The sequence below is a fragment of the Acidovorax sp. FG48 genome, from assembly GCF_057809085.1.
In genome coordinates this window covers 197,741-224,306 of the sequence record NZ_JBMDJH010000008.1, presented here as the reverse complement: position 1 = coordinate 224,306, position 26,566 = coordinate 197,741, and the positions used below count along the sequence as shown (strand labels likewise).

At 64.8% G+C, this 26,566-nt stretch carries 22 protein-coding genes and 1 pseudogene; 3 read left to right on the top strand and 20 right to left on the bottom strand.

Annotation, left to right across the window (positions count from 1 at the left end; all coding sequences use genetic code 11):
* Positions 1-285 precede the first annotated feature (285 nt).
* Positions 286-1,427, top strand: a pseudogene (locus ACODSU_RS14000) (IS3 family transposase).
* 72 nt (positions 1,428-1,499) lie between these two features.
* Here ACODSU_RS14000 and ACODSU_RS13995 read toward each other — a convergent pair.
* The 5 genes from ACODSU_RS13995 to ACODSU_RS13975 all read right to left on the bottom strand — a co-directional run bounded on the left by ACODSU_RS13995 (position 1,500) and on the right by ACODSU_RS13975 (position 5,834).
* Entirely contained in the window at positions 1,500-2,363 is an 864-nt protein-coding gene (locus tag ACODSU_RS13995; protein ID WP_015014451.1) for an LOG family protein, read from the bottom strand.
* Between the two features lie 128 nt (positions 2,364-2,491).
* Positions 2,492-2,875, bottom strand: coding sequence for a fluoride efflux transporter CrcB (gene crcB / locus ACODSU_RS13990; RefSeq protein WP_488842730.1), 384 nt, complete (start codon positions 2,873-2,875; stop codon positions 2,492-2,494).
* Between the two features lie 122 nt (positions 2,876-2,997).
* The gene (locus ACODSU_RS13985) at positions 2,998-4,302 is read right to left on the bottom strand and encodes a TRAP transporter large permease (RefSeq protein WP_488842729.1); all 1,305 of its coding nucleotides are present in this window, start codon (positions 4,300-4,302) and stop codon (positions 2,998-3,000) included.
* Positions 4,303-4,322: 20 nt separating this feature from the next.
* Complete coding sequence (locus ACODSU_RS13980) at positions 4,323-4,832, bottom strand: TRAP transporter small permease (RefSeq protein WP_015014448.1); 510 nt, start codon at positions 4,830-4,832, stop codon at positions 4,323-4,325.
* 18 nt (positions 4,833-4,850) lie between these two features.
* A complete protein-coding gene (locus ACODSU_RS13975; RefSeq protein WP_488842728.1) occupies positions 4,851-5,834 on the bottom strand; it encodes a TRAP transporter substrate-binding protein in 984 nt (327 codons plus the stop codon).
* Between the two features lie 187 nt (positions 5,835-6,021).
* Between ACODSU_RS13975 and ACODSU_RS13970 the strand changes: the two genes are divergently transcribed.
* Positions 6,022-6,576, top strand: coding sequence for a winged helix DNA-binding protein (locus tag ACODSU_RS13970; protein ID WP_110961965.1), 555 nt, complete (start codon positions 6,022-6,024; stop codon positions 6,574-6,576).
* A gap of 91 nt (positions 6,577-6,667) precedes the next feature.
* A complete protein-coding gene (locus ACODSU_RS13965; protein ID WP_488842727.1) occupies positions 6,668-10,318 on the top strand; it encodes a hydantoinase B/oxoprolinase family protein in 3,651 nt (1,216 codons plus the stop codon).
* 79 nt (positions 10,319-10,397) lie between these two features.
* On the opposite strand, the gene mnhG is transcribed toward ACODSU_RS13965, so the two are convergent.
* The 15 genes from mnhG to serC form a co-directional block, all read right to left on the bottom strand.
* Positions 10,398-10,796, bottom strand: coding sequence for a monovalent cation/H(+) antiporter subunit G (mnhG, locus tag ACODSU_RS13960; protein ID WP_488842726.1), 399 nt, complete (start codon positions 10,794-10,796; stop codon positions 10,398-10,400).
* Positions 10,793-11,071, bottom strand: a complete 279-nt coding sequence (locus ACODSU_RS13955) for a K+/H+ antiporter subunit F (RefSeq protein WP_015014443.1) — start codon at positions 11,069-11,071, stop codon at positions 10,793-10,795. The genes mnhG and ACODSU_RS13955 overlap by 4 nt, the downstream gene beginning before the upstream one ends.
* Positions 11,068-11,559 carry a Na+/H+ antiporter subunit E gene (locus ACODSU_RS13950; RefSeq protein WP_488842734.1) on the bottom strand — a complete coding sequence of 164 codons (492 nt, stop codon included), beginning with the start codon at positions 11,557-11,559 and terminating at the stop codon, positions 11,068-11,070. The genes ACODSU_RS13955 and ACODSU_RS13950 overlap by 4 nt, the downstream gene beginning before the upstream one ends.
* A 56-nt stretch (positions 11,560-11,615) precedes the next feature.
* Positions 11,616-13,337 carry a monovalent cation/H+ antiporter subunit D gene (locus ACODSU_RS13945; RefSeq protein WP_488842725.1) on the bottom strand — a complete coding sequence of 574 codons (1,722 nt, stop codon included), beginning with the start codon at positions 13,335-13,337 and terminating at the stop codon, positions 11,616-11,618.
* A gap of 8 nt (positions 13,338-13,345) precedes the next feature.
* The gene (locus ACODSU_RS13940; protein ID WP_015014440.1) at positions 13,346-13,711 is read right to left on the bottom strand and encodes a Na+/H+ antiporter subunit C; all 366 of its coding nucleotides are present in this window, start codon (positions 13,709-13,711) and stop codon (positions 13,346-13,348) included.
* The gene (locus ACODSU_RS13935) at positions 13,702-16,647 is read right to left on the bottom strand and encodes a monovalent cation/H+ antiporter subunit A (RefSeq protein ID WP_488842724.1); all 2,946 of its coding nucleotides are present in this window, start codon (positions 16,645-16,647) and stop codon (positions 13,702-13,704) included. Before ACODSU_RS13935 ends, ACODSU_RS13940 begins: the two co-directional genes overlap by 10 nt.
* A gap of 115 nt (positions 16,648-16,762) precedes the next feature.
* On the bottom strand, positions 16,763-17,224 hold the full coding sequence (locus ACODSU_RS13930) for a ComEA family DNA-binding protein (RefSeq protein WP_488842723.1): 462 nt from the start codon (positions 17,222-17,224) through the stop codon (positions 16,763-16,765).
* A 37-nt stretch (positions 17,225-17,261) separates the two neighbouring features.
* Entirely contained in the window at positions 17,262-18,419 is a 1,158-nt protein-coding gene (gene lapB, locus ACODSU_RS13925) for a lipopolysaccharide assembly protein LapB (RefSeq protein ID WP_488842722.1), read from the bottom strand.
* Positions 18,409-18,738, bottom strand: coding sequence for a LapA family protein (locus ACODSU_RS13920; RefSeq protein WP_295942745.1), 330 nt, complete (start codon positions 18,736-18,738; stop codon positions 18,409-18,411). The genes lapB and ACODSU_RS13920 overlap by 11 nt, the downstream gene beginning before the upstream one ends.
* A gap of 132 nt (positions 18,739-18,870) precedes the next feature.
* Positions 18,871-19,203, bottom strand: coding sequence for an integration host factor subunit beta (locus ACODSU_RS13915; protein WP_056065071.1), 333 nt, complete (start codon positions 19,201-19,203; stop codon positions 18,871-18,873).
* 85 nt (positions 19,204-19,288) lie between these two features.
* Complete coding sequence (gene rpsA / locus ACODSU_RS13910) at positions 19,289-20,974, bottom strand: 30S ribosomal protein S1 (protein ID WP_056063647.1); 1,686 nt, start codon at positions 20,972-20,974, stop codon at positions 19,289-19,291.
* Positions 20,975-21,169: 195 nt separating this feature from the next.
* Positions 21,170-23,200, bottom strand: coding sequence for a bifunctional 3-phosphoshikimate 1-carboxyvinyltransferase/cytidylate kinase (locus tag ACODSU_RS13905; protein ID WP_488842721.1), 2,031 nt, complete (start codon positions 23,198-23,200; stop codon positions 21,170-21,172).
* Positions 23,201-23,356: 156 nt separating this feature from the next.
* The gene (locus ACODSU_RS13900) at positions 23,357-24,229 is read right to left on the bottom strand and encodes a prephenate dehydrogenase (RefSeq protein WP_015014432.1); all 873 of its coding nucleotides are present in this window, start codon (positions 24,227-24,229) and stop codon (positions 23,357-23,359) included.
* A 12-nt stretch (positions 24,230-24,241) separates the two neighbouring features.
* On the bottom strand, positions 24,242-25,339 hold the full coding sequence (gene pheA, locus ACODSU_RS13895) for a prephenate dehydratase (protein ID WP_015014431.1): 1,098 nt from the start codon (positions 25,337-25,339) through the stop codon (positions 24,242-24,244).
* A 65-nt stretch (positions 25,340-25,404) separates the two neighbouring features.
* The gene (serC, locus tag ACODSU_RS13890; protein WP_488842720.1) at positions 25,405-26,514 is read right to left on the bottom strand and encodes a 3-phosphoserine/phosphohydroxythreonine transaminase; all 1,110 of its coding nucleotides are present in this window, start codon (positions 26,512-26,514) and stop codon (positions 25,405-25,407) included.
* Positions 26,515-26,566 lie beyond the last annotated feature (52 nt).

The window sequence follows — 26,566 nt, the reverse complement described above, 5'->3', positions numbered from 1 at the left end:
CCTCCACCTCCACCTCCACCTCCACCTCCACCTCCACCTCCACCTCCACCTCCACCTCCACGCCCGCCGCCCCCCCCTCAACGTTTGGCTGTTGAGTTCCCCTGGATATCTCGGTAGCCGGAATCCAGCTGGCCGAGGGAATATGGGCTGCGACTGGCTTCTATGTGCTCTATCACGGTTTCATACGAAACGGGGATGGGGCGTCGGGAAAGCGTGAAACTGCATGAGCTGCTGCCGGTTTCAAAGACACCTTGTTAAGGTGCAAGATGAAACCGGAGGTGGTTCATGGAGAGAAGAAGTACATTCAGCCGAGAGTTCAAGCTCGAGGCTGTCAAGCTAGTCACTGAGCGCGGGGTGACCGTGGCCCAGGCGGCCAAGGAACTGGACGTACACCAAACGTGCTGCTGAAATGGGTTCGAGTTGCTTGAGGCGCTGAAGAGGGCTGTCCCGGGGAATGGCCGGCAGATGGTCCATTACGCCGGCATTGCCAAACTGCGCAATGAAGTGGCCAAGCTCAAGATGGAGTGCGATATCTTGAAAAAAGCCGCAGCCTACTTTGCGAAGGAGTCGATGTGAAGTTCGTTTCGTGACGATGCATCGAACGGTCTGGCTGGTCAATCTCTTGTGCGATGCGATTAGTGTCTCGAGAGGTGGCTTCTACGCTTGCCTGGTGCGCCCCAGCAGTCGGCGCAGCCTTGACGACGAGAAGCTGAGCGCTCGGGTCCGCCAGAGCTTCGTGCGCAGCGACCTCTCCTACGGTACCAGGCGTTTGTGGCGCGATGTACTGCAGCACGGCCAACTCTGTGGCCTGCACCGCATGGAGCGGCTCATGTGCGAGCAGCCTCTTCGTGCGCGTCCTGGGCGTCCGAGCCTGCCCAAGGCCGGGAGCGAGCGTTGCGCAGTGGCCGATAACGTGCTGGACCGTCAGTTCGGCAGAAGCACCTATCCAGAGTTAGGTGGCCGACTTTATTTACATCTGAACAGCAGAAGGCTGGCTGTACGTGGCAGCGGTGCCTAACCTGTACTCGCGAAGCACCATGGGCTGGTCGATGCAAGAGGGCATGACCTCGCAGCTCGTGGTGGACACACTGCTGATGACAGTGTAGCGCCGAGGAAAACCGGTGGTACTGCTGCATCGCTCGGACCATGGCGGTCAATACACCAGTGCACACTTCTGGCAACTGCTGGGCGAATAAGGCACCACTTACAGCATTAGCCGTGCGGGCGAGGTTTGGGATAACTCGGCAGTGGAGAGCTTCTTCAGCTCAATGAAGACCGAGCGCATGGCCAGTCACATGTACCGCTGCCGAGAGCAAGCTCGGGCCGACGTGTTCGACTACATCGAGCGGTTCTACAACCCGATGCGCCGGCATTCGACGCTCGGCTACGTCAGCCCCGTACAGTTCGAAAAAGCTCAAAAAGCTTAAGTCGGTGTCAACGCAACCGGCAGCACCCCAGTATGCCAACTACAGATCGAATTCTGCAGTTGTGGCCGGCCTTCATAGCTTGTAAAACGCCCGAATCAGGTCCCAGGCTTCCTGGGGCTCATCGGTGTAGTGAAACAGGTTGAGGTCCTGCGCAGAGATGGTGCCTTCTTCCACCAGCACATCGAAGTTGATGAGGCGCTTCCAGTAGTCCGTGCCGAACAGCACGATGGGCACGGGCTTGGCCTTTTTGGTCTGGACCAGGGTCAGCACTTCAAACAGCTCGTCCAGCGTGCCAAAGCCGCCAGGGAAGGCCACCAGCGCCTTGGCACGCATCATGAAATGCATCTTGCGCAGCGCGAAGTAGTGGAACTTGAAGGACAGCGAGGGCGAGATGAAACGGTTGCCGCTTTGCTCGTGGGGCAGGGCAATGTTCAGGCCCACGTTCAGTGCACCCGCATCATGAGCGCCCCGGTTGGCGGCCTCCATGATGCCGGGGCCGCCACCCGTGCAGATGTAGATGCGGTCGGCAGGGCGCTGGCGTTCGCTGTAGTCAGCCACCAGCTTGGCGAACTGGCGGGCCAGGTCGTAATAGCCCGCGTTGCGCACGGCCAGGCGCGCGCGGCGCACGCGCTCGGCATCGCCACTGGCTTCGGCGTCGGCCAGCTGGGCCGCGGCCTCGTCGGGCGCCACAAAGCGCGCGCTGCCGTACACCACCACGGTGCTTTCAATGCCTTGTTCGGCCTGGCCCAGGTCGGGCTTGAGCATTTCGAGCTGAAAGCGGATGCCGCGCGTTTCGCGGCGGAACATGAATTCGGGGTCGGCAAAGGCCATGCGGTTGGCATCGGCCTGCAGGGGGTTGCCGTTGTGGGCGTGGTTGTGCAGCTCGGCCCAGGCATCGGCCAGGCGGCGTTCGTTGAGTTGGGTGTTGGCTTCCATGAGGGGCTCGCGTATCAAGAGGTGAACAGAGAAGAAAGGGGCGGCACCGGCAGCAGTGGTAGCAGTGGGTGAGGGCCCATGCAGTGTGGCGTGGATTGATGACGAAATGACGTGCTAGTGCAGGAATATCAAGCGCGAGATGCTATGAAATACGAAGCACTTTGCATGCCAGCCACCGTAAGACTCAACGAGCCCACCAGGTGCAAAGCCGTGGTGCCCAGTGCCAGGGCGTAGCGCTGCACCATCAGCATCTCGACGACTTCGGCTGAGAAGCTGGAGAACGTGGTGAGCGCGCCCAGAAACCCGGTGACCAGCGCCAGCCGCCACACGGGGTCCAGCTGGGGCATGGCGTGGAACACGGCCACACACGCGCCAATCAGGTAGCCGCCCACCAGGTTGGCGGCGAGGGTGCCCCAGGGGATCAGCCCGCCAGGGCTGAGCCACAGGCCCAGGCGCCAGCGCGCCAGTGCGCCCACACAGGCCCCGATGCAGATGGCAAGAACGTTCAACATCGGACCATTGTCGCTGGATTTTGAGGCGTGGGACGGGCGGCTCTCCATCTCTCAAAACGCCAAGCGGGGCGTCCCCGGTGGGGGGCGCCCCGCTTGGTGGTGCCTGCTGGTGGCAGGTGCGTTCAGCGCGCCGACATCTGCTGTGGCAACCAGGTCACGATGCCAGGGAAGACATAGATCAACGCCACGGCGCCACACATCAGCAAGAACATGGGCATGGCCACCTTGGCAATCCAGGGCAGCTGGCGCCCCGTCATGCCCTGTAACACAAACAGGTTGAAGCCCACAGGCGGCGTGATCTGCGCCATCTCGACCACCAGCACGATGAAGATGCCAAACCAGATGGTGTCGATGCCAGCCGCCTGCACCGTGGGCATGAGCACGCCCATGGTTAGCACCACCATCGAGATGCCGTCGAGAAAGCAGCCCAGGATGATGTAGAAAACGGCCAGCGCGACGATGAGCTGGGCTTGGTTCAAGCCCAGCGACGCGATCCACTCCGCCAAGTGGCGCGGCAGGCCGATGTAGCCCATGGCCAGCGTGAGGAACGCAGCGCCCGCGAGGATCAGGGCGATCATGCAGTACAGGCGCGTGGCGCCCATCAGCGATTCCTTGAAGGTGCCCCAGGTCATCGAGCCCTGAACGGCCGACAGTACCAGCGAGCCCACCACGCCCACGGCCGCTGCCTCGGTGGCGGTGGCAAAGCCGGTGTAGATGCTGCCCAGCACGGCCGCAATCAGCAGCACCACGGGAATCAGGCTGCGCGATTCCGACAGCTTTTGCATGAAGCTCATGCGCACATCGGCGGCGGGCACCTGCTCGGGGTGGCGCAGCGCCCACAGCATGATGTAGCCCGAGAACAGCGCCGCCAGCAGGATGCCCGGCAGCACGCCCGCAATGAACAGTTGCGAGATCGACACCTCGGCCGACACGCCGTACACGATCATGATGATGGACGGCGGGATCAACAGACCCAGCGTGCTCGCGCCCGCCAGCGTGCCCACCACCATGTGCTCGGGGTAGCCGCGGCGCGTCAGCTCGGGCAGCGTCATCTTGCCGATGGTGGCGCAGGTGGCAGCGCTGGACCCCGACACAGCGGCAAAGATGGTGCAGCCCACCACGTTGGTGTGCAGCAGCCGGCCCGGCAGCGCCTGCACCCAAGGGGCCAGGCCCTTGAACATGTCTTGCGACAAGCGGGTGCGGAACAGGATTTCACCCATCCAGATGAACAGGGGCAGGGCCGTGAGCGTCCAGCTGGAGGCGCTGCCCCAGATGGTGACAGCCATCGCATCGCCCGCCGGGCGGGCAGAGAACAGCTGCATGGCGATCCAGGCGACGCCGGAGAGGGTGAGCCCGATCCATACGCCGCTGCCCAGAATCAGGAACAGCGACAGTACGAGCAGGCCGGTTATGGCGAGATCACTCATGGTAGGTCGTGCAGCAGGGGTTATTCATTGCGCAATGCTTCGCCAGAGGAGGCATCCACACGCTTGCCCATCATCTCCAGCACCAGCTCGTCCAGGAACGCGATGGCCAGAATCACTGTGCCCACGGCCATGGCGATCTGGGGAATCCACAGCGGTGTGGCGTCACTGCTGGTGGAGATGTCGTGGAACTCATGCGACTGCCAGGCCAGCTTGCAGCTGTACACCGCAAACAGCACGGCGAGCAGGGTGGCAATGGCCAAAGCCCAGATCTCGAACGCCTTCTTGGCGCCGCCCTTCAAAAAGTTGAGCAGCAGCGTGACGCGGATGTGCTCGCCGCGCTTCAAGGTGTGGGCGAGTGCCAGGAAGCCCGATGCGGCCATCAGATAGCCCGCATAGGCGTCCGTGCCCGGCACGTGAAAGTGGAACTGCCGGCTGGCGATGGACAGTAACACCATCCCCAGCAGGCCGACCATGAAAAGCGCCGCCAGGGCGGCGGCGCTGTCGTACAAAAAGTCCAGCAGACGACGCATGTGCGTAGGCGCCTGGGCTTACTTGCGGTAGGCGTCGATGAGCGCCTTGCCTTCGGGGCCGGCCTTGTCCAGCCATTCCTTGAGCATGGTGTCACCCACCTTGGCCATGTCGGCCTTCAGCGCGGCCGGTGGGGTCACCACGTCCATGCCATTGGCCTTGAGCTTGGCGACGGTATCGGTGTTGACCTTGGCACTGTTGGCCCAGCCGCGTGCTTCGGCGTCAGCACCGGCCTTCAGCAGCGCTTCCTGGCTGGGCTTGTCCAGCGCGTCAAACGCCCTCTTGTTCACCAGCACGGCGTTCTTGGGCAGCCAGGCCTGGGTGTCGTAGTAGAACTTGAGGTGTTCGTACAGCTTGCTGTCCACACCGGTCGCGCCCGAGGTCATCGTCGATTCGACCACGCCCGTGGCCAGGGCCTGCGAGAACTCCGCAGCCTGCACCGTCACGGGCTGGGCCCCGACCAGCTCGGCAATGCGGGCGGTGGCAGGGCTGTAGGCGCGCCACTTGATGCCCTTGAGGTCAGCGGCAGAGGCCAGCGGCTTCTTGGTGTAGATGCCTTGTGGAGGCCAGGCCACGGCGTACAGCAGCATCATTCCCTGCTCAGCCAGCTTCTTTTCCAGGAAGGGCTTTTGGGCGGCGTAGAGCTTTTTGGATGCGTCGTAGCTGTCGGCCAGGAAGGGCAGGCCATCCACACCAAACAGCTGCCATTCGTTCTGGAAGTTGGCCAGCAGGATCTCGCCCATCTGCGCCTGGCCGCCTTGCACGGCGCGCTTGATTTCAGGGGCCTTGAACAGCGCGGCGTTGGCATGCACCGTGATCTTGAGCTTGCCGCCCGTGGCCTTGTCCACATCGCTGGCCAGCTGCACCATATTCTCGGTGTGGAAGTTGGTGGCAGGGTAGGCGGCGGCCAGGTCCCACTTGGTCTGGGCGAATGCCGAGGTGGCAGACAGGCCCGCAGCCAGGGTCAGGGCGAGTGCGGTCACGGGGAAGATTCGACGCTTCATGGATATTGCTCCGCAGGGTTGTACGTACAAGGTTGGATGTAACAAATCACTGTATCGGAAGCCGATCCGATTGCGATAGGTGTTTTGCCTAAACGCTGACAAATTGCCAACAAATTACCATCGACTTGCCTACAATGCCCCATGCATATCCCGTGCCAATGACAGAACCCGCAGGCCTGAAACCGCCATGAAATCTGACGCCAAGCCCAAGGCCAAGTCCGCGCTTCCACCCAAAGCCGACTCCGGTCCCATCGTGTCATCGGCGCACTTGGTGTCGGCGCAGAGCGCGGAGATGAGCGAGTTCGAGTTTGGCCTCATCGTGGCGGGCAATGCGTTCCACCGCTGGGTGGTGCATTGCATGGCGGCGGCGGGCCTCAAGGACCTGACGCCGCTCGACGTGGTGGTGCTGCACCATGTCACGCACCGCGCACGCGACAAGCGCCTGGCCGACATCTGCTTCATCATGAACGTGGAAGACACGCACCTGGTGAACTACTCGCTCAAAAAGCTGCAGACCCTGGGCGTGGTGGCCTCGCAAAAGAATGGCAAGGAAGTGACCTATGCCGCCACCGACACCGGCCGCGCCTACGTGCAGCGCTACCGCGAGATCCGCGAGAGCTGCCTGATCGATGCGCTCAAGGCCGACGACGCGCTCAACCGCGACATTGGCGAGCTGGCCCGTTTGCTGCGTGTGCTCTCGGGCATGTACGACCAGGCGGCGCGCTCGGCTGCGTCGTTGTGACCCAGGGCCTCCGATTTTGAATTTTTGAATGAAAAGCGGCTGTAGCGCAGGTATTGAATGCGCTGGCAGCTATTGATTAGATAGCATCACCATGTCCCAACAAGCTTCTTCTTTGGCCCGCTGGCAGTTCTGGATCGACCGGGGCGGCACCTTCACCGATGTGGTGGGCAAGCGCCCGGACGGCACGCTGGTCACGCACAAGCTGCTGTCCGAGAACCCCGAGCAGTACAAGGACGCGGCCGTGGCGGGCATTCGCCACCTGCTGGGCCTGCAGCCCGGCGAGCCGGTGACGCCTGCGCTGGTGGAGTGCGTGAAGATGGGCACCACCGTGGCCACCAACGCTCTCTTGGAGCGCAAGGGCGAGCCCACGCTGCTCATCACCACCAAAGGCTTCAAGGACGCGCTGCGCATTGCGTACCAGAACCGCCCGCGCCTGTTTGATCGCCATATCGTGCTGCCCGAGCTGCTGTACGAGCGCGTGGTGGAAGCCCAGGAGCGCATGGGCGCGCAGGGCGAAGTGATCGAGCCGCTGGACGAAGCGCATTTGAAGGAACGTCTGTGGGCCGCCTACGACGCGGGCCTGCGCAGCGCGGCCATCGTGTTCATGCACGGCTACCGCTACACCGCACACGAAGAGGCTGCAGCCCGCATTGCGCGCGAGATCGGCTTTACGCAGGTGAGCGCATCGCATGCCACCAGCCCCATGATGAAGCTGGTGAGCCGGGGCGACACCACGGTGGTCGATGCCTACCTGTCACCCATCCTGCGCCGTTATGTGGACCAGGTAGCGAGCGAAATGCCGGGCGTGAAGCTGTTCTTCATGCAGTCGTCGGGCGGACTCACGGACGCACAGGTGTTCCAGGGCAAGGACGCGATCCTGAGTGGCCCCGCAGGCGGCATCGTCGGCATGGCGCGCACTGCCGGGTTGGCGGGGCACGACAAGGTCATCGGCTTTGACATGGGCGGCACCAGCACCGATGTGAGCCACTACGCGGGCGAGTTTGAGCGCGAGTTCGAGACCCAGGTGGCGGGCGTGCGCATGCGCGCGCCCATGATGAGCATCCACACCGTGGCGGCGGGCGGCGGCTCCATCCTCGGTTTTGATGGCGCACGCTTCCGCGTGGGCCCCGAAAGCGCGGGCGCCAACCCCGGCCCCGCCAGCTACCGCCGGGGCGGCCCGCTGGCCGTGACCGATGCGAATGTGATGGTGGGCAAGATCCAGCCCGCGCATTTCCCCAAGGTGTTTGGCCACGCGGCCAACGAGGCGCTGGATGGCCACGCCGTGGCGCACAAGTTTGGCGACCTTGCCACCCAAACCGGGCGCAGCGCCGAGGATGTCGCCCACGGCTTTATCCAGATCGCCGTGCAGCAGATGGCCAATGCCATCAAGAAGATCAGCGTCGCGCGCGGGTATGACGTAACGCGCTACACGCTGCAGTGTTTTGGCGGCGCAGGCGGCCAGCATGCGTGCCTGGTGGCCGATGCACTGGGCATGACGCGCGTGTTTGTGCACCCACTGGCGGGTGTGCTCAGTGCCTATGGGATGGGCCTGGCGGACCAGAACGTGATCCGCGAACAGGCCGTAGAAGCCAAACTGGTGCCCGATGCACTCGCAAGCATCGAAGCCACGCTGGACCAACTGGCCACCACCGCACGCACCGAGCTGGAGCGCCAGCAGGTGGGCGCGGGCACAGCCGTGGTGCACCGCCGCGTGCATGTGCGCTACGAGGGCAGCGACTCGGCGCTGATCGTTCCGTTCGGTTCATTGGCCGAGATCACCGCAGGCTTTGAAGCCGCCTACCGCCAGCGCTTTGCCTTTCTCATGCACGGCAAGGGCTTGGTGGTGGAGGCCGTATCGGTCGAGGCCGTGGTGCCCGGCGATGCGCCCGAGGAGCCACGCCATGCGCTGCAGGCCGCCCGCGAGGTGCCGCGCCGCAGCACCGTGCGCATGTACACCGGTGGTGTAGACGGCGTGCCCGCCTGGCACGACGCGGCGCTGGTGGTGCGCGAGGACCTGCGCCCCGGCGATGTGATCCCCGGCCCGGCCATCATTGCGGAGAAGAACGCCACAACAATAGTCGAGCCCGGCTGGGAGGCCGCGCTGACCGACCTGGACCACCTGCTGCTCAACCGCCGCGTGGCACGCGCCGTGCAGCATGCCGTGGGCACCACCGTGGACCCGGTGCTGCTGGAGGTGTTCAACAACCTGTTCATGAACATCGCCGAGCAGATGGGCTTGCAGCTGCAGAACACGGCGTACTCCGTCAACATCAAGGAACGCCTTGACTTCAGCTGCGCGCTGTTCGACACGGCGGGCAACCTGATTGCCAATGCGCCGCACATGCCCGTGCACCTGGGCTCGATGGGCGAGAGCATCAAGACCGTGATCCGCGAGAACAGCGGCAAGATGCAGCCCGGCGACGTGTTCGTGCTCAACGACCCGTACCACGGCGGCACGCACCTACCCGATATCACGGTCATCACGCCGGTCTACATCGCTGACGAGGCCACGCCCACGTTCTATGTGGGCAGCCGGGGCCACCACGCGGATGTGGGTGGCACCACGCCGGGGTCGATGCCGCCGTTCTCCACGCGCATCGAGGAAGAGGGCGTGCAGATCAACAACGTGAAGCTGGTGGAGCGCGGCGTGCTGCGCGAGGCGGAGATGGTTGCGCTGCTGGAGAGCGGCGAATACCCATCACGCAACCCTCAGCAGAACATGGCGGACTTGCGTGCGCAGATCGCTGCCAACGAGAAAGGTCAGCAGGAGCTGCGCCGCATGGTGGGCGAGTTTGGGCTCGATGTCGTGCAGGCCTACATGCGCCATGTGCAGGACAACGCGGAAGAATCCGTGCGCCGCGTCATCACACGGTTGAAGGATGGCAGCTTCACGCTACCGCTGGACAACGGCGCGCAGATCAGCGTGGCCGTGAAGGTGGATGCAGCGAGCCGCAGCGCCACCATCGACTTCACCGGCACCAGCCCGCAGCAGACCAACAACTTCAACGCGCCCACGGCGGTGTGTATGGCGGCGGTGCTGTACGTGTTCCGCACGCTGGTGGATGACGACATTCCGCTGAACGCGGGGTGCCTGAAGCCGCTCAACGTCATCATCCCGCCGGGGAGCATGCTCAACCCGAATCCGCCGGCCTCGGTGGTGGCGGGCAATGTGGAGACTTCCACCTGCATCACCAATGCGCTGTACGGCGCGCTGGGCCTGATGGCGGCGGGGCAGTGCACCATGAACAACTTCACCTTTGGCAGCACGCGCTACCAGTACTACGAGACCATCTCGGGTGGCAGCGGCGCGGGTGGGGTATGGGATGCGAACGGGCAACTGGCGGGCGGTTTTGACGGCACCAGCGTCGTGCAGTGCCACATGACCAACTCGCGCCTCACGGACCCGGAGGTGCTGGAGTTCCGCTTTCCGGTGCGGCTGGAGGGCTACGAGATTCGCAAGGGCTCGGGCGGTGCGGGGCAGTACAAGGGCGGGGATGGCGGCATTCGCCGCGTACGCTTCCTGGAACCGATGACGGCCAGCATCTTGTCCAACGGCCGCCACCATGGCGCGTTTGGCATGGCGGGTGGTCAGCCGGGCGCCGTGGGCATCAACAAGGTGGTGCGCAGCGATGGCCGGGTGGAGCTGCTGGACCACATTGGCCAGGCCGAGATGGCGCCGGGCGATGTGTTCGAGATCCACACCCCCGGCGGCGGCGGGTTTGGTGCGCCAGGGACGAAATAAGAGCCAAAACTGCTGCAGGCGCATGTTTCATATGCGCCTGCAGCTATCAAATCAGGAGTAATTGATCAAGGGTAAGTGATCAGGAGTCTTTGGCTTCTGTGCCGCCATCCACCTTGGGCCGGCTCAGGCTGGGTGGCACATCGCGCCCGGCCTGCCGGGCGCGGAACAACGCCGCACGCATCAGAAAGATCGACATGATGGGCACCGTGATCGCCACGAACACGGCAATCAGCAGCGCGTGCAACGCCAGGCTGCTGTCGGCCACCGAGAAGTACAGCACCGTGCCATGCATGATCAGCCAGCAGCCCAGCGTGGCGATGATGGAGGGCGCGTGTACCCGTTCAAAAAACGTGGGCAGCCGCAGCAGCCCGATGGAGCCCAGCAGGGCCAGGGCAGCACCGGCCAGCACCAGCACGGCGACGATGATTTCCAGCCATAGCGGAAGAACCGCGGTGGCGGTGGTGGCAGCGTCGGTCATTCGATCACCTCGCCGCGCAGCAAAAACTTGGCCATGGCCATGGAGCCGACAAAGCTGAACAGCGCCAGCAGCAGTGCCGCCTCGAAGTAGTTTTTGCTGCCGTAGAGCAGGCCCAGCACCAGCATCATCAGCATGCCGCTCAGGTACATGCAGTCCAGCGCCAGCACGCGGTCTTGCGCGGACGGGCCCTTGAGCAGTCGGATCAATGCACAGCCCATGGCCAGCGCGAGCATGAGCAGGGCGGCCGGCAGGGCCCAGTCCAGCACGGGGGTCATTCAAAAATCTCCATCAAGGGGGCCTCGTAGCGCTGCTTCACCTCAGCGATCACCGTGGCGGGGTCGTCCAGCTCCAGCACGTGCAGCAGCAGCATGCTGCGATCCAGCGAAATCTCGGCCCAGGCGGTGCCGGGCGTGATGCACACGATCATCGCCAGCACGGCCAGTGCGTTGGGGTCGCGCACGTCCAGCGGAATGTGCACAAAGCCCGCGGGGTGGCGACGGCGGCCGGGCGCCAGCAGCAGGCGGGCCACGGCCAGGTTGGACCGGGTGGTGTCTGCCACCACCGTGAGCGCCAGGCGCAAGACGGTGCCCGGCTTGCGGATGCGCACCGGCAGCGGGCGCAGCCCGGCCGTGAGCAGCGGGATGGCCAGTGCCAGCATGGTGCCCAGCACCAGGTGACCTGCACTCAGGCTGCGGTTGAGCAGCAGCCACAGGCCCAGCAGCGCCAGCGAGAGCAGCGGGGCCGGGACCAGGCGCCGCAACAGACTGGGGCGCGGGGGAACGGCGGGGGCGTTGGATGCCGTAGATGGGCCTGGCTGGGTCATGGCTTGCTCCCCGGGGGCATGGTTTCAGGCGCTGCCGCAGGCGAAGGTGCAACAGGCGCAGCGGTCATCACCGCACGCACATAGGTGCCGGGCGCATGCAGGGCATCGGCTGTGGCCTGGGTGTAGCGCATCACTGCACCGGCTTGCCATACCAGCGCCACGCAGGCCAGCAGCAGCAGGGCAATGGGCAGTCCCTCCAGCACCAGGAGCTGTGGGGAAGCCCGGCCCTGGGCCGACCAGAAATGGCGAATGCCTGCGCGCGTGAGCGCCAGCAGTGCCAGCAGCCCCGAGCCCACCAGCAGCGCCACCAGCGTCCAGCCCGCAGCGCCCAGGCGGAAGCCCTGGGCCGCGCCCAGCCCCAGCGGGTTGAGCAGTGCATGGACCATGGCGAACTTGCCCACAAAGCCGGGCAGGGGCGGCAGGCCCGCAATCACCAGCGTGCAGGCCATGAACGCCAGGCCCAGAAAGGCCGCAGCGGCGGGGATGACCTGGCCGATCAGCGCTTGTTCCTTGTCGTCCAGGTTCATGCCCTCGGTGGGCACCAGGTCGGCCGACAGAAAGGGCGCGTCGTCGGTCTGCTCGTACGGCGCCAGATTGGCCCCGTCGTTACGCCAGCGGTCAATCAGGTCGGTGAGCAGGAACAATGCACTCACAGCCAGCGTGGAGCTGAGCAGGTAGTACAGCAGCCCGCTGGTGAGCAGGTTTTGCCCGAAGCCCACAGCGGCCAGCAGCGTGCCCGATGACAACACGGCGCTGAACCCGGCCAGATGCCCCAGGCGCTGCGAGCCCAGCATGCCAATGGCACCAAACGCCATGGTCAGCATGCCGCCGCCGATGAGCCACTGACTGCCAAACAGCGCGGACTCACCGGCCTCCGCGCCGAACAGCAGCGTCCACAGCCGCAGCACGCTGTACACGCCCACCTTGGTCATGAGCGCAAACAGCGCACCCACGGGCGCGGTGGCCGCGCTGTAGGCGGGCACCAGCCAGAAGTTAAGCGGCCACACGGCGGCCTTGATGAGGAAGGCCACTGCCAGAATGGCAGCGGCCGCATGCAGCAGACCCCGGTCTGCCACGGCCACGCCCGCAATGCTCTGCGCCAGGTCGGCCATGTTGAGCGTGCCGGTGATGCCGTAGAGCATCGACACCCCGATGAGGAACAGCGACGACGCCGCGAGGTTGATGGCGATGTAGTGCAGCCCCGCCGACACGCGCGGGCGGCCCGAGCCATGCAGCAGCAGCCCATAGGACGCCGCCAGCATGATCTCGAAGAACACGAACAGGTTGAACAGGTCGGCCGTGAGAAACGCCCCGGCCAGCCCCATGAGCTGGAACTGGAACAGCGGGTGAAAGTGCACGCCCGCCCGGTGCCAGCGCGCGGCCGAGAACAGCACCGTGGCCAGCGCCACCGTGCTGGTCAGCACCAGCATCATGGCCGACAGGCGGTCGATGACCAGCACGATGCCGAACGGCGCGGGCCAGTTGCCCGGCAGGTACACGCCTAGGCTGGTCTGCACGCTGGGCTCCTTGGCCTGCACCAGCAGCAGCACGGCCACCACCAGGCCCACCAGGGTCGAGGTGATGTTGAGCGTGACCTTGGTGCGCTGGCGCTCTTCGCGCAGCAGCAGCATGAGCCCGGCCGTGAGCAGGGGCAGTGCAATGGGCGCAAGGATCAGGTGCGGCATCAGCCACGCGGTGATCGATGCGGTGATGCTCATGCCTCCCGTCATGGCATTTCCTGCACGTCTTTACCCTTGGTGCCGTCCACATGGTCGGTGCCCGCCATGCCACGCGATGCCAGCAACACCACCAGGAAGAGGGCGGTCATGGCAAAGCCGATCACGATGGCCGTCAGGGTGAGCGCCTGGGGCATGGGGTCGGCATAGTGGGCCAGGTCTTGCGGCACCCCGGGCTGCAGCACGGGCTCCTTGTCAATCGCGAGGCCGAGGCGGCCCATGCTGAAGATGAACAGGTTGACGGCGTACGACAGCAGCGACAGGCCCATGATGACCTGGAAGGTTCGCGGCCGCAGCAGCAGCCATACGCCGGAGCCGGTGAGCACGCCGATGGCCAGGGCCAGTATCAGTTCCATGGGCCTTCTCCTGGTGTGGCGGCGGCCTGGGCTTCTTCGGCCGCGCGTGCGTTGTTGTAGCGGTGGCTGCGCACCGACTGGTGGGCAATGCCGGTGAGGATGAGCATGGTGGAGCCCACCACCAGGGTGAACACGCCGATGTCGAAGAACAGTGCGCTGGCCACATGGATCTCACCCACCACGGGCAGCGAAAAATGCGCCGTGTGGCTGGTCAAAAACGGATAGCCCCAGGCCAATGCGCCCAGGCCCGTGGCCAGTGCGGCGAGCAGGCCCACGCCAATCCAGCGCCTTGGGTACAGCGGCAGGTGGGCCTCGACCCAGGACGTGCCCGACACGATGTACTGCAGGAGCAGGGCCACCGAGAACACCAGCCCCGCCACAAAGCCGCCGCCGGGCTCGTTGTGGCCGCGCATGAACAGGTAGACCGCCACCAGCGTGGCAAAGGGCAGCATCAGCCGCACCAGCACGGCGGGCACCATGAGGTAGCCCACGGCGGTGTCAGCGGTCTGGCGCGGGTTGGCCAGGTCGGTGTCCACATCGGCGGGCAGTGCGCGCTGCTGGGGCGGCAGATCCATCACCTCGCGCGCGGGGCGGAAGCGCCGCAGCAGCGCATACACCGTGAGCGCCACGATGCCCAGCACCACGATCTCGCCAAAAGTGTCAAAACCCCGGAAGTCCACCAGCATCACGTTGACCACGTTGGTGCCGCCCCCTTCGGTGAGTGCGCGTTCCAGGAAGAAGGTGGAGGTGCTGTCGGGAAAGGGGCGGCTCATCATCGCGAACGACAGCAGCGCCATGCCGCCACCGGCAGCCAGCGTCAACGCCATGTCGCGGTAGCGGCGCAGCTGGGTGCGGCGCTCTTCAGCCAGCGTGGGCACACGCAGGCTCTCGTCGCGCCGCGGCAACCAGCGCAGGCCCAGCAGGATGAGGATGGTGGTCACCACCTCCACCACGATCTGCGTGAGTGCCAGGTCGGGGGCCGAGAACCACAGGAAGGTCAGGCACACACACAGCCCGGAGCCACCGAGCAGCGTGAGGGCCGCCAACCGGTGGTATTTGGCCTGCCAGGCTGCCGCCACGGCGCACACGGCGCCCAGCAGCCACAGCAGCGTAAAGGCAGGCGACAGCGGCAGCTGCACCCGGTCGCCAATTGGCAGGCCCCGCGCCCACAGCGGCAGGGTGCCCGCCACCAGCGCGGCGCACACCAGCCACAGCATCTGCCACTGCAAGCGACCGGTGCCCAGCAGGCGGCGGCCATTGCGGCCCATCAGGCTGAGCAGGGTCAGCGTGGCCTCAAAGGCCCGCTGGCCGCTGATGCGGCGCATGACCGGTGGCGCATCGATGGCGCCCTTTTCGCGCTGCCAGCGCAGCAGCGCGTAGAGCGCAATACCCCCGCCCAAAGCGACCAGGCTCATCACAAAGGGTGTGTTGAAGCCATGCCAGACCGCCAGGCTGTAGGTGGGCAGCTCGCCACCCACCACGGGCCGTGCGGCGGCGGCCAGGTAGGCCCCCACCGACCACGCGGGCAGCGTGCCCACTACCAAGCAGGCCAGCACCAGCAGTTCGACCGGCACGCGCATCCAGTGCGGGGGCTCGTGGGGATGACGCGGCAGGTCCGTAGCGGGCGGGCCGAAGAACACATCCACCGTGAAGCGCAGCGAATACGCCACGCTGAACATGCCGGCCACCGTGGCGGCCACCGGCAGCAGCCATTCGAGCAATGGCGTGGTGTTCACGTACACCGTCTCGGCAAAGAACATTTCCTTGGACAGGAAGCCGTTGAGCAGTGGCACGCCCGCCATGGCCGCGCTGGCCACCATGGCCAGCGTGGCGGTGATCGGCATCATGGTGCGCAGGCCCGACAGGCGGCGTATGTCGCGCGTGCCGCTTTCATGGTCCACGATGCCCACCGCCATGAACAGTGAGGCCTTGAAGGTCGCGTGGTTCATGATGTGAAAGACCGCTGCGACGGCGGCCAGCGGGCTGTTCAGGCCCAGCAGCAGGGTGATCAGGCCCAGGTGCGAGATGGTCGAGTACGCCAGCAGCCCTTTCAGGTCGTTCTGGAACATGGCTGCATAGCCACCCACCAGCAGCGTGGCCAAGCCCGCGCCGCCCACCAGCCAGAACCACTGCTCGGTGCCCGCAAGCGCGGGCCACAGGCGCGCCAGCAGAAACACGCCCGCCTTGACCATGGTGGCCGAGTGCAGGTACGCCGACACGGGCGTGGGCGCGGCCATGGCGTTGGGCAGCCAGAAGTGGAACGGGAACTGCGCGCTTTTGGTGAGCGCACCCAGCAGAATCAGGACAAGCGCGGTGGTGTAGAGCGGATGGTTCTGGATGAGCTGGGCCGCAACCAGCACATGGTCCAGGTCGTAGCTGCCCACGATGTGGCCCAGCACCAGCATGCCCGCCAGCATGGCCAGCCCCCCCGTGCCCGTCACCGTGAGCGCCATGCGCGCGCCACGCCGGGCATCCTTGCGATGGTGCCAGTAGCCGATCAGCAGGAAGGAGAACAGGCTGGTCAGCTCCCAGAAGAACGCGATCTGGATGATGTTGCCCGACAGCACCACACCTGCCATCGCGCCCATGAAGGCCAGAAAAAACGAAAAGAAGCGCGGCACCGGATCGGCCGCAGACATGTAGTAGCGAGCGTACAGCACCACCAGGCTGCCCACGCCCAGCACCAGCATGCAGAACATCCACGCAAAGCCATCCATGCGGATGACGAGGTTCAGGCCCAGGGCGGGCAGCCAGGTCAGCTCTTGCCGGATCACGCCACCATCCGCAATCTCCGGGAAGTAGAGCGCCGCCTGCGCTGTGCAGAACACGGCGATAAGGCCCGCCAGGGTGGACTCGGTATTGCGAGCGTTGGACGGCAGAACCGCTGCCAGCAGGCTGCCGATGAAGGGGAGGAGGATGAGCGTGATCAGGGGCATGCGCGATTGATTTTAGGGGCAGCCCCTAAAAACCCTGCCCAGCCCTTGCCGTTGCACTCGCCCTACTGCAAAAAAACAAGCCCGCTGGAGCGGGCTTGCTGCTTGTGAAGCGTGCTTAGTTTTTGCTAGCGCCTGTTGCGGGGGCGGGCGTTAGCGCTGTCGGTGCCGCCGTCGCCGTGGCGGGTGATGTGGCTGGCGTGGTAGCCGTTGCGGCGTCCTTGTCAGCGCCGCCACGGGCTTTGCGGTCTGCTGCGTGGGGGCTGCTGTGCTTCTTGTTGTTTTTGGCTTCTGCCTTGGCGGCTGCCGCCGCACTGTACTTCTTGCCGTTGACGGTCAGGCCCTCTTTAGAGAAGTTGACGGCACTCTTGTTGCCCACGCCGCCCACACGGCCGATGAAGTCGGCCCAGTCCTTGAAGGGCGCGCTTTGGCGCTCTTGCAGGATGCGGCCCGACAGGCCGGGGCCGATGCCCTTGATGCCGTCGAGTTCAGCCTCGGTAGCGGTGTTCACGTCCACGGCGGCCCAGGTGGCGGTAGCGAGCAGCGTGGCAACCAGCAGGGTTAGCAGTTTCTTCAGCATGGCAAAGGTCTTACAGCGTTGGGGATGAATGCTTGGGTCAGAGTTCTTCGACCCGGCGTGCGGGGTAGCTGTCCCAGGTCTGGCAGCCGGGGCATTGCCAGAAATGCTGGCGCGCTTCAAAACCGCAGGCCGCGCAGCGATAGCGGGTGAGGGGTTTGACGGCATGATCCAGCGCACGTTGCACCTGGGGGTGGAATTCTTCGTGTTCCAGCTTTTCGGTGGCCAGCCATTTGGCGGCGGCGACCAGGGAGCGTTCCTTGTCCAAGTGCTCCACATAGCGCTGGCGGGCGGACGGGCGGGTGGCTTCGTCGGCAGCTTCCATGGCCACGATGCTTTCCAGCACGTCCAGCGAAGGAGCCTGTGCATAGTGGGCCTGCAGCAGGGCGTGGACTTCGGGGGTACGGCCGGTGGCTGTTGCGGCTTCGACCATCAGCGGGGCGGCCAGGGGCAGAGCGGCGGGGTTGCGCTCGCCCAGCGTTTTGAGGGTGGACAGCACGGCGGCCGGCTGGCCCATCAGGCGTTGCAGGCGCGCCAGTTCGATGCGTGCGCGCGCTGCCTCGGGGGCGGCAGCCACGGCCTGGTCGAGCAGAGCCTGGGCGCCCGGCAGGTCGCCTTGCGCAATGAGCGCCAAGGCCTGTTCGCACAGGTAGTGGGCCTGCCGCGTGCTGAAGTCGCCCTGGTCGGCGGTGTGCATCTTGCGGGCGATGCTGGCGGCATGGGGCCAGTCGCGCGAGCGTTCGTAAATAGCCAGCAGCGCCAGGCGGGCCTGCGCCTCGAACGGGGTGCCTTCCAGCCGCTGCAGCGCGTCTTCGGCGCGGTCAAGCAGCCCGGCCTTCAGGAAGTCGAGGGCCAGCGCATGCTGGGCGCGCTCGCGGTCGGTACGGGAGAGGTCGCCGCGCGAGAGCAGATGCTCATGCACCCGCACAGCGCGGTCGTATTCGCCCCGGCGGCGAAACAGGTTGCCCAGGGCGAAGTGCAGCTCGGAGGTGTCGGGGTCGTTCTGCACGGCCTCAATGAAGGCGTCGATGGCTTGGTCCTGCTGCTCGTTGAGCAGGAAGTTCAGGCCCTTGAAGTAGGCCTTTGGGGCGCGGCGGTTTTCGGCGCGCAGCTGGCGCAGGTCAAAACGCGACGCCAGCCAGCCCAGCACAAACGCCAGGGGCAGGCCCAGCAGTATCCAGCTCAGGTCAAATTCCATGGATCGAGGGCAGGTCAGGAGGTGGTGGGGGCACTGCTGGAGTGGGGCTCGCGGCGGGGGGAGCTGTGGGCGCTGGTGCCACCACGACGGCGGCCTGGGCGCGGCGTGCAGCGTTGCGGTGGCGCCACCAGCGCGGCACCATGCCCAAGGCCCCAACGACCAGACCTGCGGCAAATGCGGTCAGCACCACCAGCACCAGCGGCGCGCGCCATTGCGTGCCAAAGAAGAAATGCACGGTCGCATCCTGCTGGTTGTTCAGCGCGAAGGCGAAGAGCGTAAAAAAAATGGCTGCCTTGAGCAGCCACAGGAGGTATTTCATCGGTCTCCCCAGTGGTGGGGCGATTCTAAGAGCTTGGCGCAGGGGGCCTGCGTATGCCGTCTCTCAGGTCAATACAAGCTAAAACGGCAGCAGGCGCTAGTGAATCATGCACTTGCTGCTATCAATTTGATATCAGTTGCCCAGGGTGCCCGTTGCGGGCGGTGCCTTTTCTTCCATTTCGGCCGTGCGTTTGTCGACGGCTTCGCGCAGGGCCTTGCCCGGCTTGAAATGGGGCACACGCTTTTCGGGAATGGCCACGGCCTCGCCGCTGCGTGGATTGCGGCCCATGCGAGGAGGGCGGTGGTTGACCGAGAAGCTGCCAAAGCCCCGGATCTCGATGCGGTGCCCGCGCACCAGGGCCTCGCCCACGGCGTCCAGAATGGTCTTGACGGCGTATTCGGCATCGCGGTGGGTGAGCTGGCCGAAACGGGCGGCCAGTTCTTCGACGAGGTCTGAGCGGGTCATGGAATCTTGGGACATAGGCAGTCTTGGCTGAAAAAAGAGCGGGCGCCGAGGCGCCCGCTGTCTGACCGTTTAACGGGTCAGCGCTTTACTTTTCCGAGTTGTCCAGCTTGGCGCGCAGCAGGGCGCCCAGGCTGGTCGTGCCGGCGCTTTCGCGGCTCGATTGCTGGCTCAGGTTGGCCATGGCGCCTTGTTCGTCAGCCATGTCCTTTTGCTTGATCGACAGCTGGATGTTGCGGGTCTTGCGATCCACGTTCACCACCACGGCCGTGACTTCGTCGCCTTCCTTCAGCACGTTGCGGGCATCTTCCACGCGGTCGCGGGAGATTTCCGAAGCGCGCAGGTAGCCCACGATGTCTTCGCCGAGGTCGATTTCAGCGCCACGGGCGTCCACGGTCTTGACCTTGCCGGTCACCGTCTGACCCTTGTCGTTCACGGTCACGAAGGTCGTGAATGGGTCGCCGTCGAGCTGCTTGATGCCCAGCGAGATGCGTTCGCGGTCCACGTCCACGGCCAGCACGATCGCTTCGACTTCCTGGCCCTTCTTGTAGTTGCGAACAGCGGCTTCGCCGGGTTCGTTCCACGACAGGTCAGACAGGTGCACCAGGCCGTCGATGCCGGCAGCCAGGCCCACGAACACGCCGAAGTCGGTGATCGACTTGATCGGACCCTTGACGCGGTCGCCGCGCTTCGTGTCCTGTGCGAATTCTTGCCATGGGTTGGCCTTGCACTGCTTCATGCCCAGGCTGATGCGGCGCTTGTCTTCGTCGATTTCCAGAACCATGACTTCGACTTCGTCGCCCAGCGAAACCAGCTTGGCAGGAGCGATGTTCTTGTTGGTCCAGTCCATTTCAGAGACGTGCACCAGGCCTTCGATGCCGGGTTCGAGTTCCACGAATGCACCGTAGTCGGCAATGTTCGTGATCTTGCCGAACAGGCGGGTGCCTTGGGGGTAGCGGCGGTTCACGCCCATCCATGGGTCGTCGCCCATTTGCTTCAGACCCAGGGACACGCGGTTCTTTTCGGTGTCGAACTTCAGGATCTTGGCAGTGATTTCCTGGCCAGCGGTCACCACTTCGGAGGGGTGACGCACGCGGCGCCATGCCATGTCGGTGATGTGCAGCAGGCCGTCGATGCCGCCCAGGTCCACGAACGCACCGTATTCGGTGATGTTCTTGACCACGCCTTGAACGATGGAGCCTTCCTTCAGGGTTTCCATCAGCTTGGCGCGCTCTTCGCCCATGGAGGCTTCCACCACAGCGCGGCGGCTCAGCACCACGTTGTTGCGCTTGCGGTCCAGCTTGATGACCTTGAATTCCATGGTCTTGTTTTCGTACGGCGTCAGATCCTTGATCGGACGGGTATCGATCAGCGAACCGGGCAGGAATGCGCGGATGCCGTTGACCAGAACGGTCAGGCCGCCCTTGACCTTGCCGGACGTGGTGCCGGTGACGAATTCGCCGGATTCCAGGGCCTTTTCCAGGCTCATCCAGGAAGCCAGACGCTTGGCGGTGTCGCGCGACAGGATGGTGTCGCCGTAGCCGTTTTCGATGGAGCCAATGGCCACCGACACGAAGTCACCCACTTGGACTTCGACTTCGCCCTTGTCGTTCTTGAACTCTTCCAGCGGCACGTAGGCTTCGGACTTGAGGCCAGCGTTCACGACCACGAAGTTGTGCTCAACGCGCACGACTTCAGCGGTGATGACTTCGCCTGGGCGCATTTCCGTGCGCTGCAAGGATTCTTCAAAAAGGGCGGCAAAAGATTCGGACATGTGTTTCCTTGCCACAAACAGGATTCCGGCAGCACCATTGCTACCGTTTTTATAGCTGCTTGCGGTGGTTTTTTGCGGCAGAGCCGCGGGTTAGGTTATCGATCCACACAACCTGTGCGCTGACGCGCGATGGGGGCTGCGTGGGCCTGTGGCAAGGCCTTTCGGCACTGCCTGGAGCCCGAGGGCTCCACGTTGTCAGCGCTGCGCAGAAGCTGCGAAGGGCTGGCGCTCCTGCCACCAAGCCAAGACCTTTTCGACGGCTTGTTCAATCGTCAAATCGGAGTTGTCCAGGACCAGAGCGTCCTGCGCGGGCTTGAGAGGTGCAACGCTGCGGGAACTGTCCCGGGCGTCGCGCGCTTCCAGATCCGCACGAAGGTCTTCGATACTAGCCGAAAAACCCTTAGAAATCAACTGCTTATAACGGCGCTCTGCGCGACAGGCGGCGCTGGCCGTGAGATACACCTTCAAAGGGGCCTCGGGGAAGATCACGGTGCCCATGTCGCGCCCGTCGGCCACCAGCCCCGGCAGGCGCTGAAAGCTGTGCTGGAGATCGACCAGTGCCGTGCGCACGGCGGGCAGGGCGGACACGCGCGAGGCGTTCATGCCCGCTTCTTCGGTGCGGATGGCTTCGGTCACATCGTCGTTGCCCAGCCACACCTTGCCGCCCTCAAACCGCACCGGCAGCGTCTGGGCCAGGGTGGCGATCCGGGCTTCGTGGTCAGCGTCTATGGCCAAACCTGCCCGCAGCGCGGCCAGGGCGGTGATGCGGTACATCGCGCCGGAGTCCAAAAAGCGATAGCCCAGCCGCTGCGCCACCGCCGCCGCCACCGTGCCCTTGCCCGAGGCCGTGGGGCCGTCGATGCAGATCACCGGGATGTGGGCGGTCTCGACCTGGGCGACCGAGAACAGGGCCTCGAAGTAGTCCGGGAAGGTCTTGGCCACGCACTTGGGGTCTTCGATGCGCACCGGCAGACGCGCCGGGTTGAATGCGGCCAGCGAGAAGCACATGGCCACGCGGTGGTCGTCGTAGGTGTGGATGCTGGCAGCCTTCCAGTCGGTGACCTGGGCCGGGGGCGTCACGCGGATGTAGTCCGCGCCTTCCTCCACCGTGGCGCCGAGCTTGCGCAGCTCGGTGGCCATGGCGGCGATGCGGTCGGTTTCCTTCACGCGCCAGCTGGCGATGTTGGTCAGCGTGGTGGTGCCCTGGGCGTACAGCGCCATCACGGCCAGCGTCATGGCGGCGTCGGGGATGTGGTTGCAGTCCAGGTCAATGGCCTTCAGGGGCCAGGCGCCGCGTTCAATCTGCAGCCAGTTGGGGCCGCCGGTGACCACGGCGCCCATGGCCCTGGCCGCTTCGACAAAGCGGATGTCGCCCTGGATCGAATCCAGGCCCACACCTTGAATTTTGATCCATTTTTGGCCGCTAGCGCTAGAGGTAATTGCGCCAAGTGCTATGAAATAGCTAGCGGATGAGGCGTCTGCCTCCACATGGATGCTGCCGGGCGACTGATAGCGGCTGCCTGCCGGGATGGTGAAACGCTGCCAGTTCTGGTGCTCGACCACAATGCCAAAGCGCGCCAGCAGTTGCAGCGTGATGGCGATGTAGGGCTTGGAGATCAGCTCGCCCACCACCTCGATCACGATGGCCTGCGTGCCAGCCGCCAGCGGCAGCGCCATGAGCAGGGCTGTGAGGAACTGGCTGGACACGTCGCCACGTACGCGGATGGGCTCTGCCAGTGCCAGTGCAGGCACGCCTTGGCCATGGGCGATTTTGAGCGGCGGGTAGCCGTCGTTGCCCAGGTAGTCGATCTGGCAGCCCAGCTGGCGCAGCGCATCGATGAGGTCGCCAATGGGGCGCTCGTGCATGCGCGGCACGCCAGACAGCTCGAACTCGCCACCCAGCAGCGCCAGCGCCGCCGTCAGTGGGCGCATGGCCGTGCCCGCATTGCCCAGGAACAGCTTGGCGGGGGATTGGGGCAGGCGGCCACCCAGGCCGGTGATGCGCACCGTGCTTCCAGCCTCATCCACCGTGCACCCGATCTGGCGCAGAGCGTCCAGCATCACGCGCGTGTCGTCGGACGCCAGCAGGTCGTGCACGGTGGTGGTGCCGTTGCTCAGCGCTGCCAGCAGCAGCACACGGTTGGAGATGCTCTTGGAACCCGGCAGGTGGACTTCACCCGCAGCGGCTTGCAAAGGGGGGAGATCGAGGAATGCGGTGCTGTACATCGTTGTGTTGTGTCCAATTGCGGCTCAAAGAGCGTTCGTGCGGCCGGCAGCCTGCACAACTGGCGCGCCCCAACACCAGTGCACCCGTGGAGCTGGCTTCGCCAGGCCACCGGGTGCGTCCCCCTTGGGGGAAGGCGCCGAAGGCGACTCAGGGGGTCATTTCCGCTTCGCGCCCATGCGCCAATGCGCCCGGGTTTCGCTGGCCAAGGTCAGCATGTCTTCAAGCGCCTGGGCATTGCCTTTTTCCATGGCCTGCTCGATGTTGCGCAGGGCCTGCTGGAACAGCTTGGATTGGGCAATCAGCTCGTCGCGGTTGGACAGCAGGATGTCGCGCCACACTTTGGGATCGCTGGCGGCAATGCGGGTGAAGTCGCGGAACCCGGGGCCTGCGAGGGACAGGAAGTCATCGCCGTGCGTCTGGCCCGTGATGCTGTTCATCATTGCGAACGCCAGCAAATGCGGCAGGTGGCTGACGGCGGCAAAGGCCGCGTCGTGTGACTCCGGCGACATGCTGGTCACGCGGCAACCCAGTGCCGTCCAGATCTTTTCGGCGTCCTGCAACTGGGCGGTGAGGGTGCGTTCGGTTGGAGTCAGGATCACCTGGCGCCCGCTGTAGAGGTCGGCCTCGGCGTGTTCCACGCCCGACACTTCTCGCCCCGTGATGGGGTGTGCGGGCACGAAGGAGCCCACTTGGTCGCGTAGCGAGCGCTGCGCTGCCTGGACCACGTCGGACTTGGTGGAGCCCACATCCATGATCAGCATCTGGGGGGTGACAAGGTGCTTGATGGCCTTGAGGGTGGCTTCGGTGGCCGCCACGGGTACGGCCACCAGCACAATGTCTGCGCCTGCCACGGCCAGCAGGGCAGAGGGTGCCTCGACGTCGATCACGCCCAGCTGGCGGGCGCGGTCGGTGGTGGAGGGCGACTTGCTGTACCCCACCACGCGCTTGACCAACCCGGCCTTCTTCATGGCCAAGGCGAACGAGCCTCCCATGAGTCCGCAGCCGATCAGCCCCAATTGTTCGAACATGGCGACGGCTCCTTATGACGAGACAGGGTAGGTCCCCAGGACCTTGTAGAACGCGCACAGGCTGCGCAGTTCTTCCAGGGCCCGTGCCACATGGGGCTGGGCGGGGTGACCGTCGAGATCAATGTAGAAGTAGTATTCCCACTGGCCGGTGCGGGCTGGGCGCGACTCAAAGCGCGTCATGGACACACCGTGCGTCTTGAGCGGCACCAGCAGGTCGTGTACGGCGCCGGGCCGGTTGGGCACCGAGACCACCAGGCTCGTGCAATCCTTGCCGGATGGAGGCGGTGTCTGCAGCGTGTGTGGCAGGCAGATGATGGCGAAACGCGTGCGGTTGTATGCGTCATCCTGAATGGCGTGGGAGACGATGTGCAGGCCGAACTGGGTGGCCGCACGCTCGCTGGAGAGGGCCGCCCAGGCCGGGTTGGTGGTGGCCAGTCGCGCGCCTTCGGCGTTGCTGGACACCGGGCGGCGCTCGGCGTGCGGCAGGTGCTTGGACAGCCAGGCCTGGCATTGGGCCAGCGCCTGCGGATGGGCCAGCACCACCTCGATGCCATCCAGCGAATTGCTGGTGCGCAGCAGGTTGTGGCGCACCAGCAGGCTGACCTCGCCGACCACATGCGTAGGTGTGTGCAGAAACAGGTCGAGCGAGCGGGTGACCACACCCTCGGTGGAGTTCTCCACGCCCACCACGCCGTACTGCGCGCTACCCGCTGCCGTGGCGTGGAACACCTCGTCAAAGTTGGCGCAGTACATCAGGTCGGCAGCACCGCCGAAGAATTCAATCGCGGCCTGTTCGCAGAATGTCCCCTCCGGGCCGAGCACCGCCACGCGCTGGGGCGATTCGAGCGCCAGGCAGGCGGACATGATTTCGCGCCAGATGGCAGCCACATGCGGGCCCTTGAGCGGGCCGGGATTGGCGTTGGTGATCTTCTCAATGACCTGTGCCACGCGGTCGGGGCGGAAGAAAGGCGTGCCTTCGCGCTTTTTGACCTCGCCCACCTGTTCGGCCACCAGCGCCCTCTGGTTCAGCAGCGTGAGCAGTTGCTGGTCGATGCTGTCGATTTGCACGCGCAGGCTGGCGAGGTCGGGTGAGGCTTGCGGATTGTTCATGGACGATGGGGTAGCGGTGCGTGCTCGGGGAGCCGTTTTCTGTTGCTGTCGTGTCGGGTGCGCGCTCAGGCGTGCTTTTGCTCAAATTCTCGCATGTAGTCCACCAGCGCCTGCACGCCCGCCAACGGCATGGCGTTGTAGATGCTGGCGCGCATGCCACCCACGGACTTGTGGCCCTTGAGCTGCAGCAGTCCGCGCTCCTTGGCTCCGGCCAGGAAGGCTTCGTTACGGCTTTCGTCACGCAGGAAGAACGGAATGTTCATGCGCGAGCGGCAGTTGGCCGCCACTTTGTTGACGTATAGCTGCGATTGGTCGATGGCGTTGTACAGCAGCGTGGCCTTGGCAATGTTGCGCTGCTCCATGGCGGCCACGCCGGTCAGGCCACCTTCGGTCTGGCGCTTGAGCCACTGGAAGGTCAGTCCTGCGATGTAGATGCCCCAGGTGGGCGGCGTGTTGTACATGGACTGGTTGTCGGCCACGATTTTGTAGTCGAAGGCGCTGGGGCAGGCGGGGAGGGCGTGGCCCAGCAGGTCTTCGCGCACGATCACCAGCGTGAGGCCAGCGGGCCCCAGGTTCTTTTGCGCGCCGCCAAAAGCCAGGCCCACGCAGCTCCAGTCCACGGGCCGCGAGGCCACGTGCGAGGAGAAGTCGATCACCAGCGGCGCATCACTGCCCAGCGCCTTGAGGTCGGGCAGCTGGTGGAACTCGGTGCCGTGGATGGTTTCGTTGCTGCACAGGTGCAGGTAGCTCGCGCCCCGACTCACCGTCCACGAAGCTGGGTCCGGCACGGTGGTATAGCCCGTCTCTTCACCCGTGCCAACGATGTTGACTTCGGACGCATATTTGCGTGCTTCCTTTTGCGACTTCTGGCTCCAGCTGCCGGTCACCACAAAATCGACCACGCCGGCACGCGACAGGTTGAGCGGAACGATGGCGTTTTCGGCCAAGCCACCACCTTGCATGAAGAGGATCTTGAAATGCGACGGCACGGCCAGCAGCTCGCGCAGGTCGGCTTCCGCCTTTTCGTAGATGGACAGAAACTCCTTGCCGCGGTGGCTCATTTCCATCACGCCCATGCCGCTGCCGTGCCAGTCCAGCATCTCGGCAGCGGCTTGTTGCAGGACTTCGGAGGGGATGGCGGCGGGGCCTGCGGAGAAGTTGTAAGGGCGTGTCATGTTAGGGGCTAAAAATGCATCAGGCGCTTATTCAATAAGCGCCTGATGCTTT

What these genes read in the sequence shown, in the direction of transcription:
- ACODSU_RS13980 (WP_015014448.1), bottom strand. Translation starts at nt 4,832, where the DNA reads ATGCGTCGTCTGCTGGACTTTTTGTACGACAGCGCCGCCGCCCTGGCG.
- ACODSU_RS13940 (WP_015014440.1), bottom strand. Translation starts at nt 13,711, where the DNA reads ATGGAACTGATACTGGCCCTGGCCATCGGCGTGCTCACCGGCTCCGGC.
- ACODSU_RS13935 (WP_488842724.1), bottom strand. Translation starts at nt 16,647, where the DNA reads ATGCCCCTGATCACGCTCATCCTCCTCCCCTTCATCGGCAGCCTGCTG.
- ACODSU_RS13915 (WP_056065071.1), bottom strand. Translation starts at nt 19,203, where the DNA reads ATGACCCGCTCAGACCTCGTCGAAGAACTGGCCGCCCGTTTCGGCCAG.
- ACODSU_RS13955 (WP_015014443.1), bottom strand. Translation starts at nt 11,071, where the DNA reads ATGACCCCCGTGCTGGACTGGGCCCTGCCGGCCGCCCTGCTCATGCTC.
- ACODSU_RS13920 (WP_295942745.1), bottom strand. Translation starts at nt 18,738, where the DNA reads ATGAAATACCTCCTGTGGCTGCTCAAGGCAGCCATTTTTTTTACGCTC.
- ACODSU_RS13965 (WP_488842727.1), top strand. Translation starts at nt 6,668, where the DNA reads ATGTCCCAACAAGCTTCTTCTTTGGCCCGCTGGCAGTTCTGGATCGAC.
- rpsA (WP_056063647.1), bottom strand. Translation starts at nt 20,974, where the DNA reads ATGTCCGAATCTTTTGCCGCCCTTTTTGAAGAATCCTTGCAGCGCACG.
- ACODSU_RS13985 (WP_488842729.1), bottom strand. Translation starts at nt 4,302, where the DNA reads ATGAGTGATCTCGCCATAACCGGCCTGCTCGTACTGTCGCTGTTCCTG.
- ACODSU_RS13975 (WP_488842728.1), bottom strand. Translation starts at nt 5,834, where the DNA reads ATGAAGCGTCGAATCTTCCCCGTGACCGCACTCGCCCTGACCCTGGCT.
- lapB (WP_488842722.1), bottom strand. Translation starts at nt 18,419, where the DNA reads ATGGAATTTGACCTGAGCTGGATACTGCTGGGCCTGCCCCTGGCGTTT.
- ACODSU_RS13900 (WP_015014432.1), bottom strand. Translation starts at nt 24,229, where the DNA reads ATGTTCGAACAATTGGGGCTGATCGGCTGCGGACTCATGGGAGGCTCG.
- ACODSU_RS13905 (WP_488842721.1), bottom strand. Translation starts at nt 23,200, where the DNA reads ATGTACAGCACCGCATTCCTCGATCTCCCCCCTTTGCAAGCCGCTGCG.
- crcB (WP_488842730.1), bottom strand. Translation starts at nt 2,875, where the DNA reads ATGTTGAACGTTCTTGCCATCTGCATCGGGGCCTGTGTGGGCGCACTG.
- ACODSU_RS13995 (WP_015014451.1), bottom strand. Translation starts at nt 2,363, where the DNA reads ATGGAAGCCAACACCCAACTCAACGAACGCCGCCTGGCCGATGCCTGG.
- mnhG (WP_488842726.1), bottom strand. Translation starts at nt 10,796, where the DNA reads ATGACCGACGCTGCCACCACCGCCACCGCGGTTCTTCCGCTATGGCTG.
- pheA (WP_015014431.1), bottom strand. Translation starts at nt 25,339, where the DNA reads ATGAACAATCCGCAAGCCTCACCCGACCTCGCCAGCCTGCGCGTGCAA.
- ACODSU_RS13945 (WP_488842725.1), bottom strand. Translation starts at nt 13,337, where the DNA reads ATGAGCATCACCGCATCGATCACCGCGTGGCTGATGCCGCACCTGATC.
- serC (WP_488842720.1), bottom strand. Translation starts at nt 26,514, where the DNA reads ATGACACGCCCTTACAACTTCTCCGCAGGCCCCGCCGCCATCCCCTCC.
- ACODSU_RS13930 (WP_488842723.1), bottom strand. Translation starts at nt 17,224, where the DNA reads ATGCTGAAGAAACTGCTAACCCTGCTGGTTGCCACGCTGCTCGCTACC.
- ACODSU_RS13970 (WP_110961965.1), top strand. Translation starts at nt 6,022, where the DNA reads ATGAAATCTGACGCCAAGCCCAAGGCCAAGTCCGCGCTTCCACCCAAA.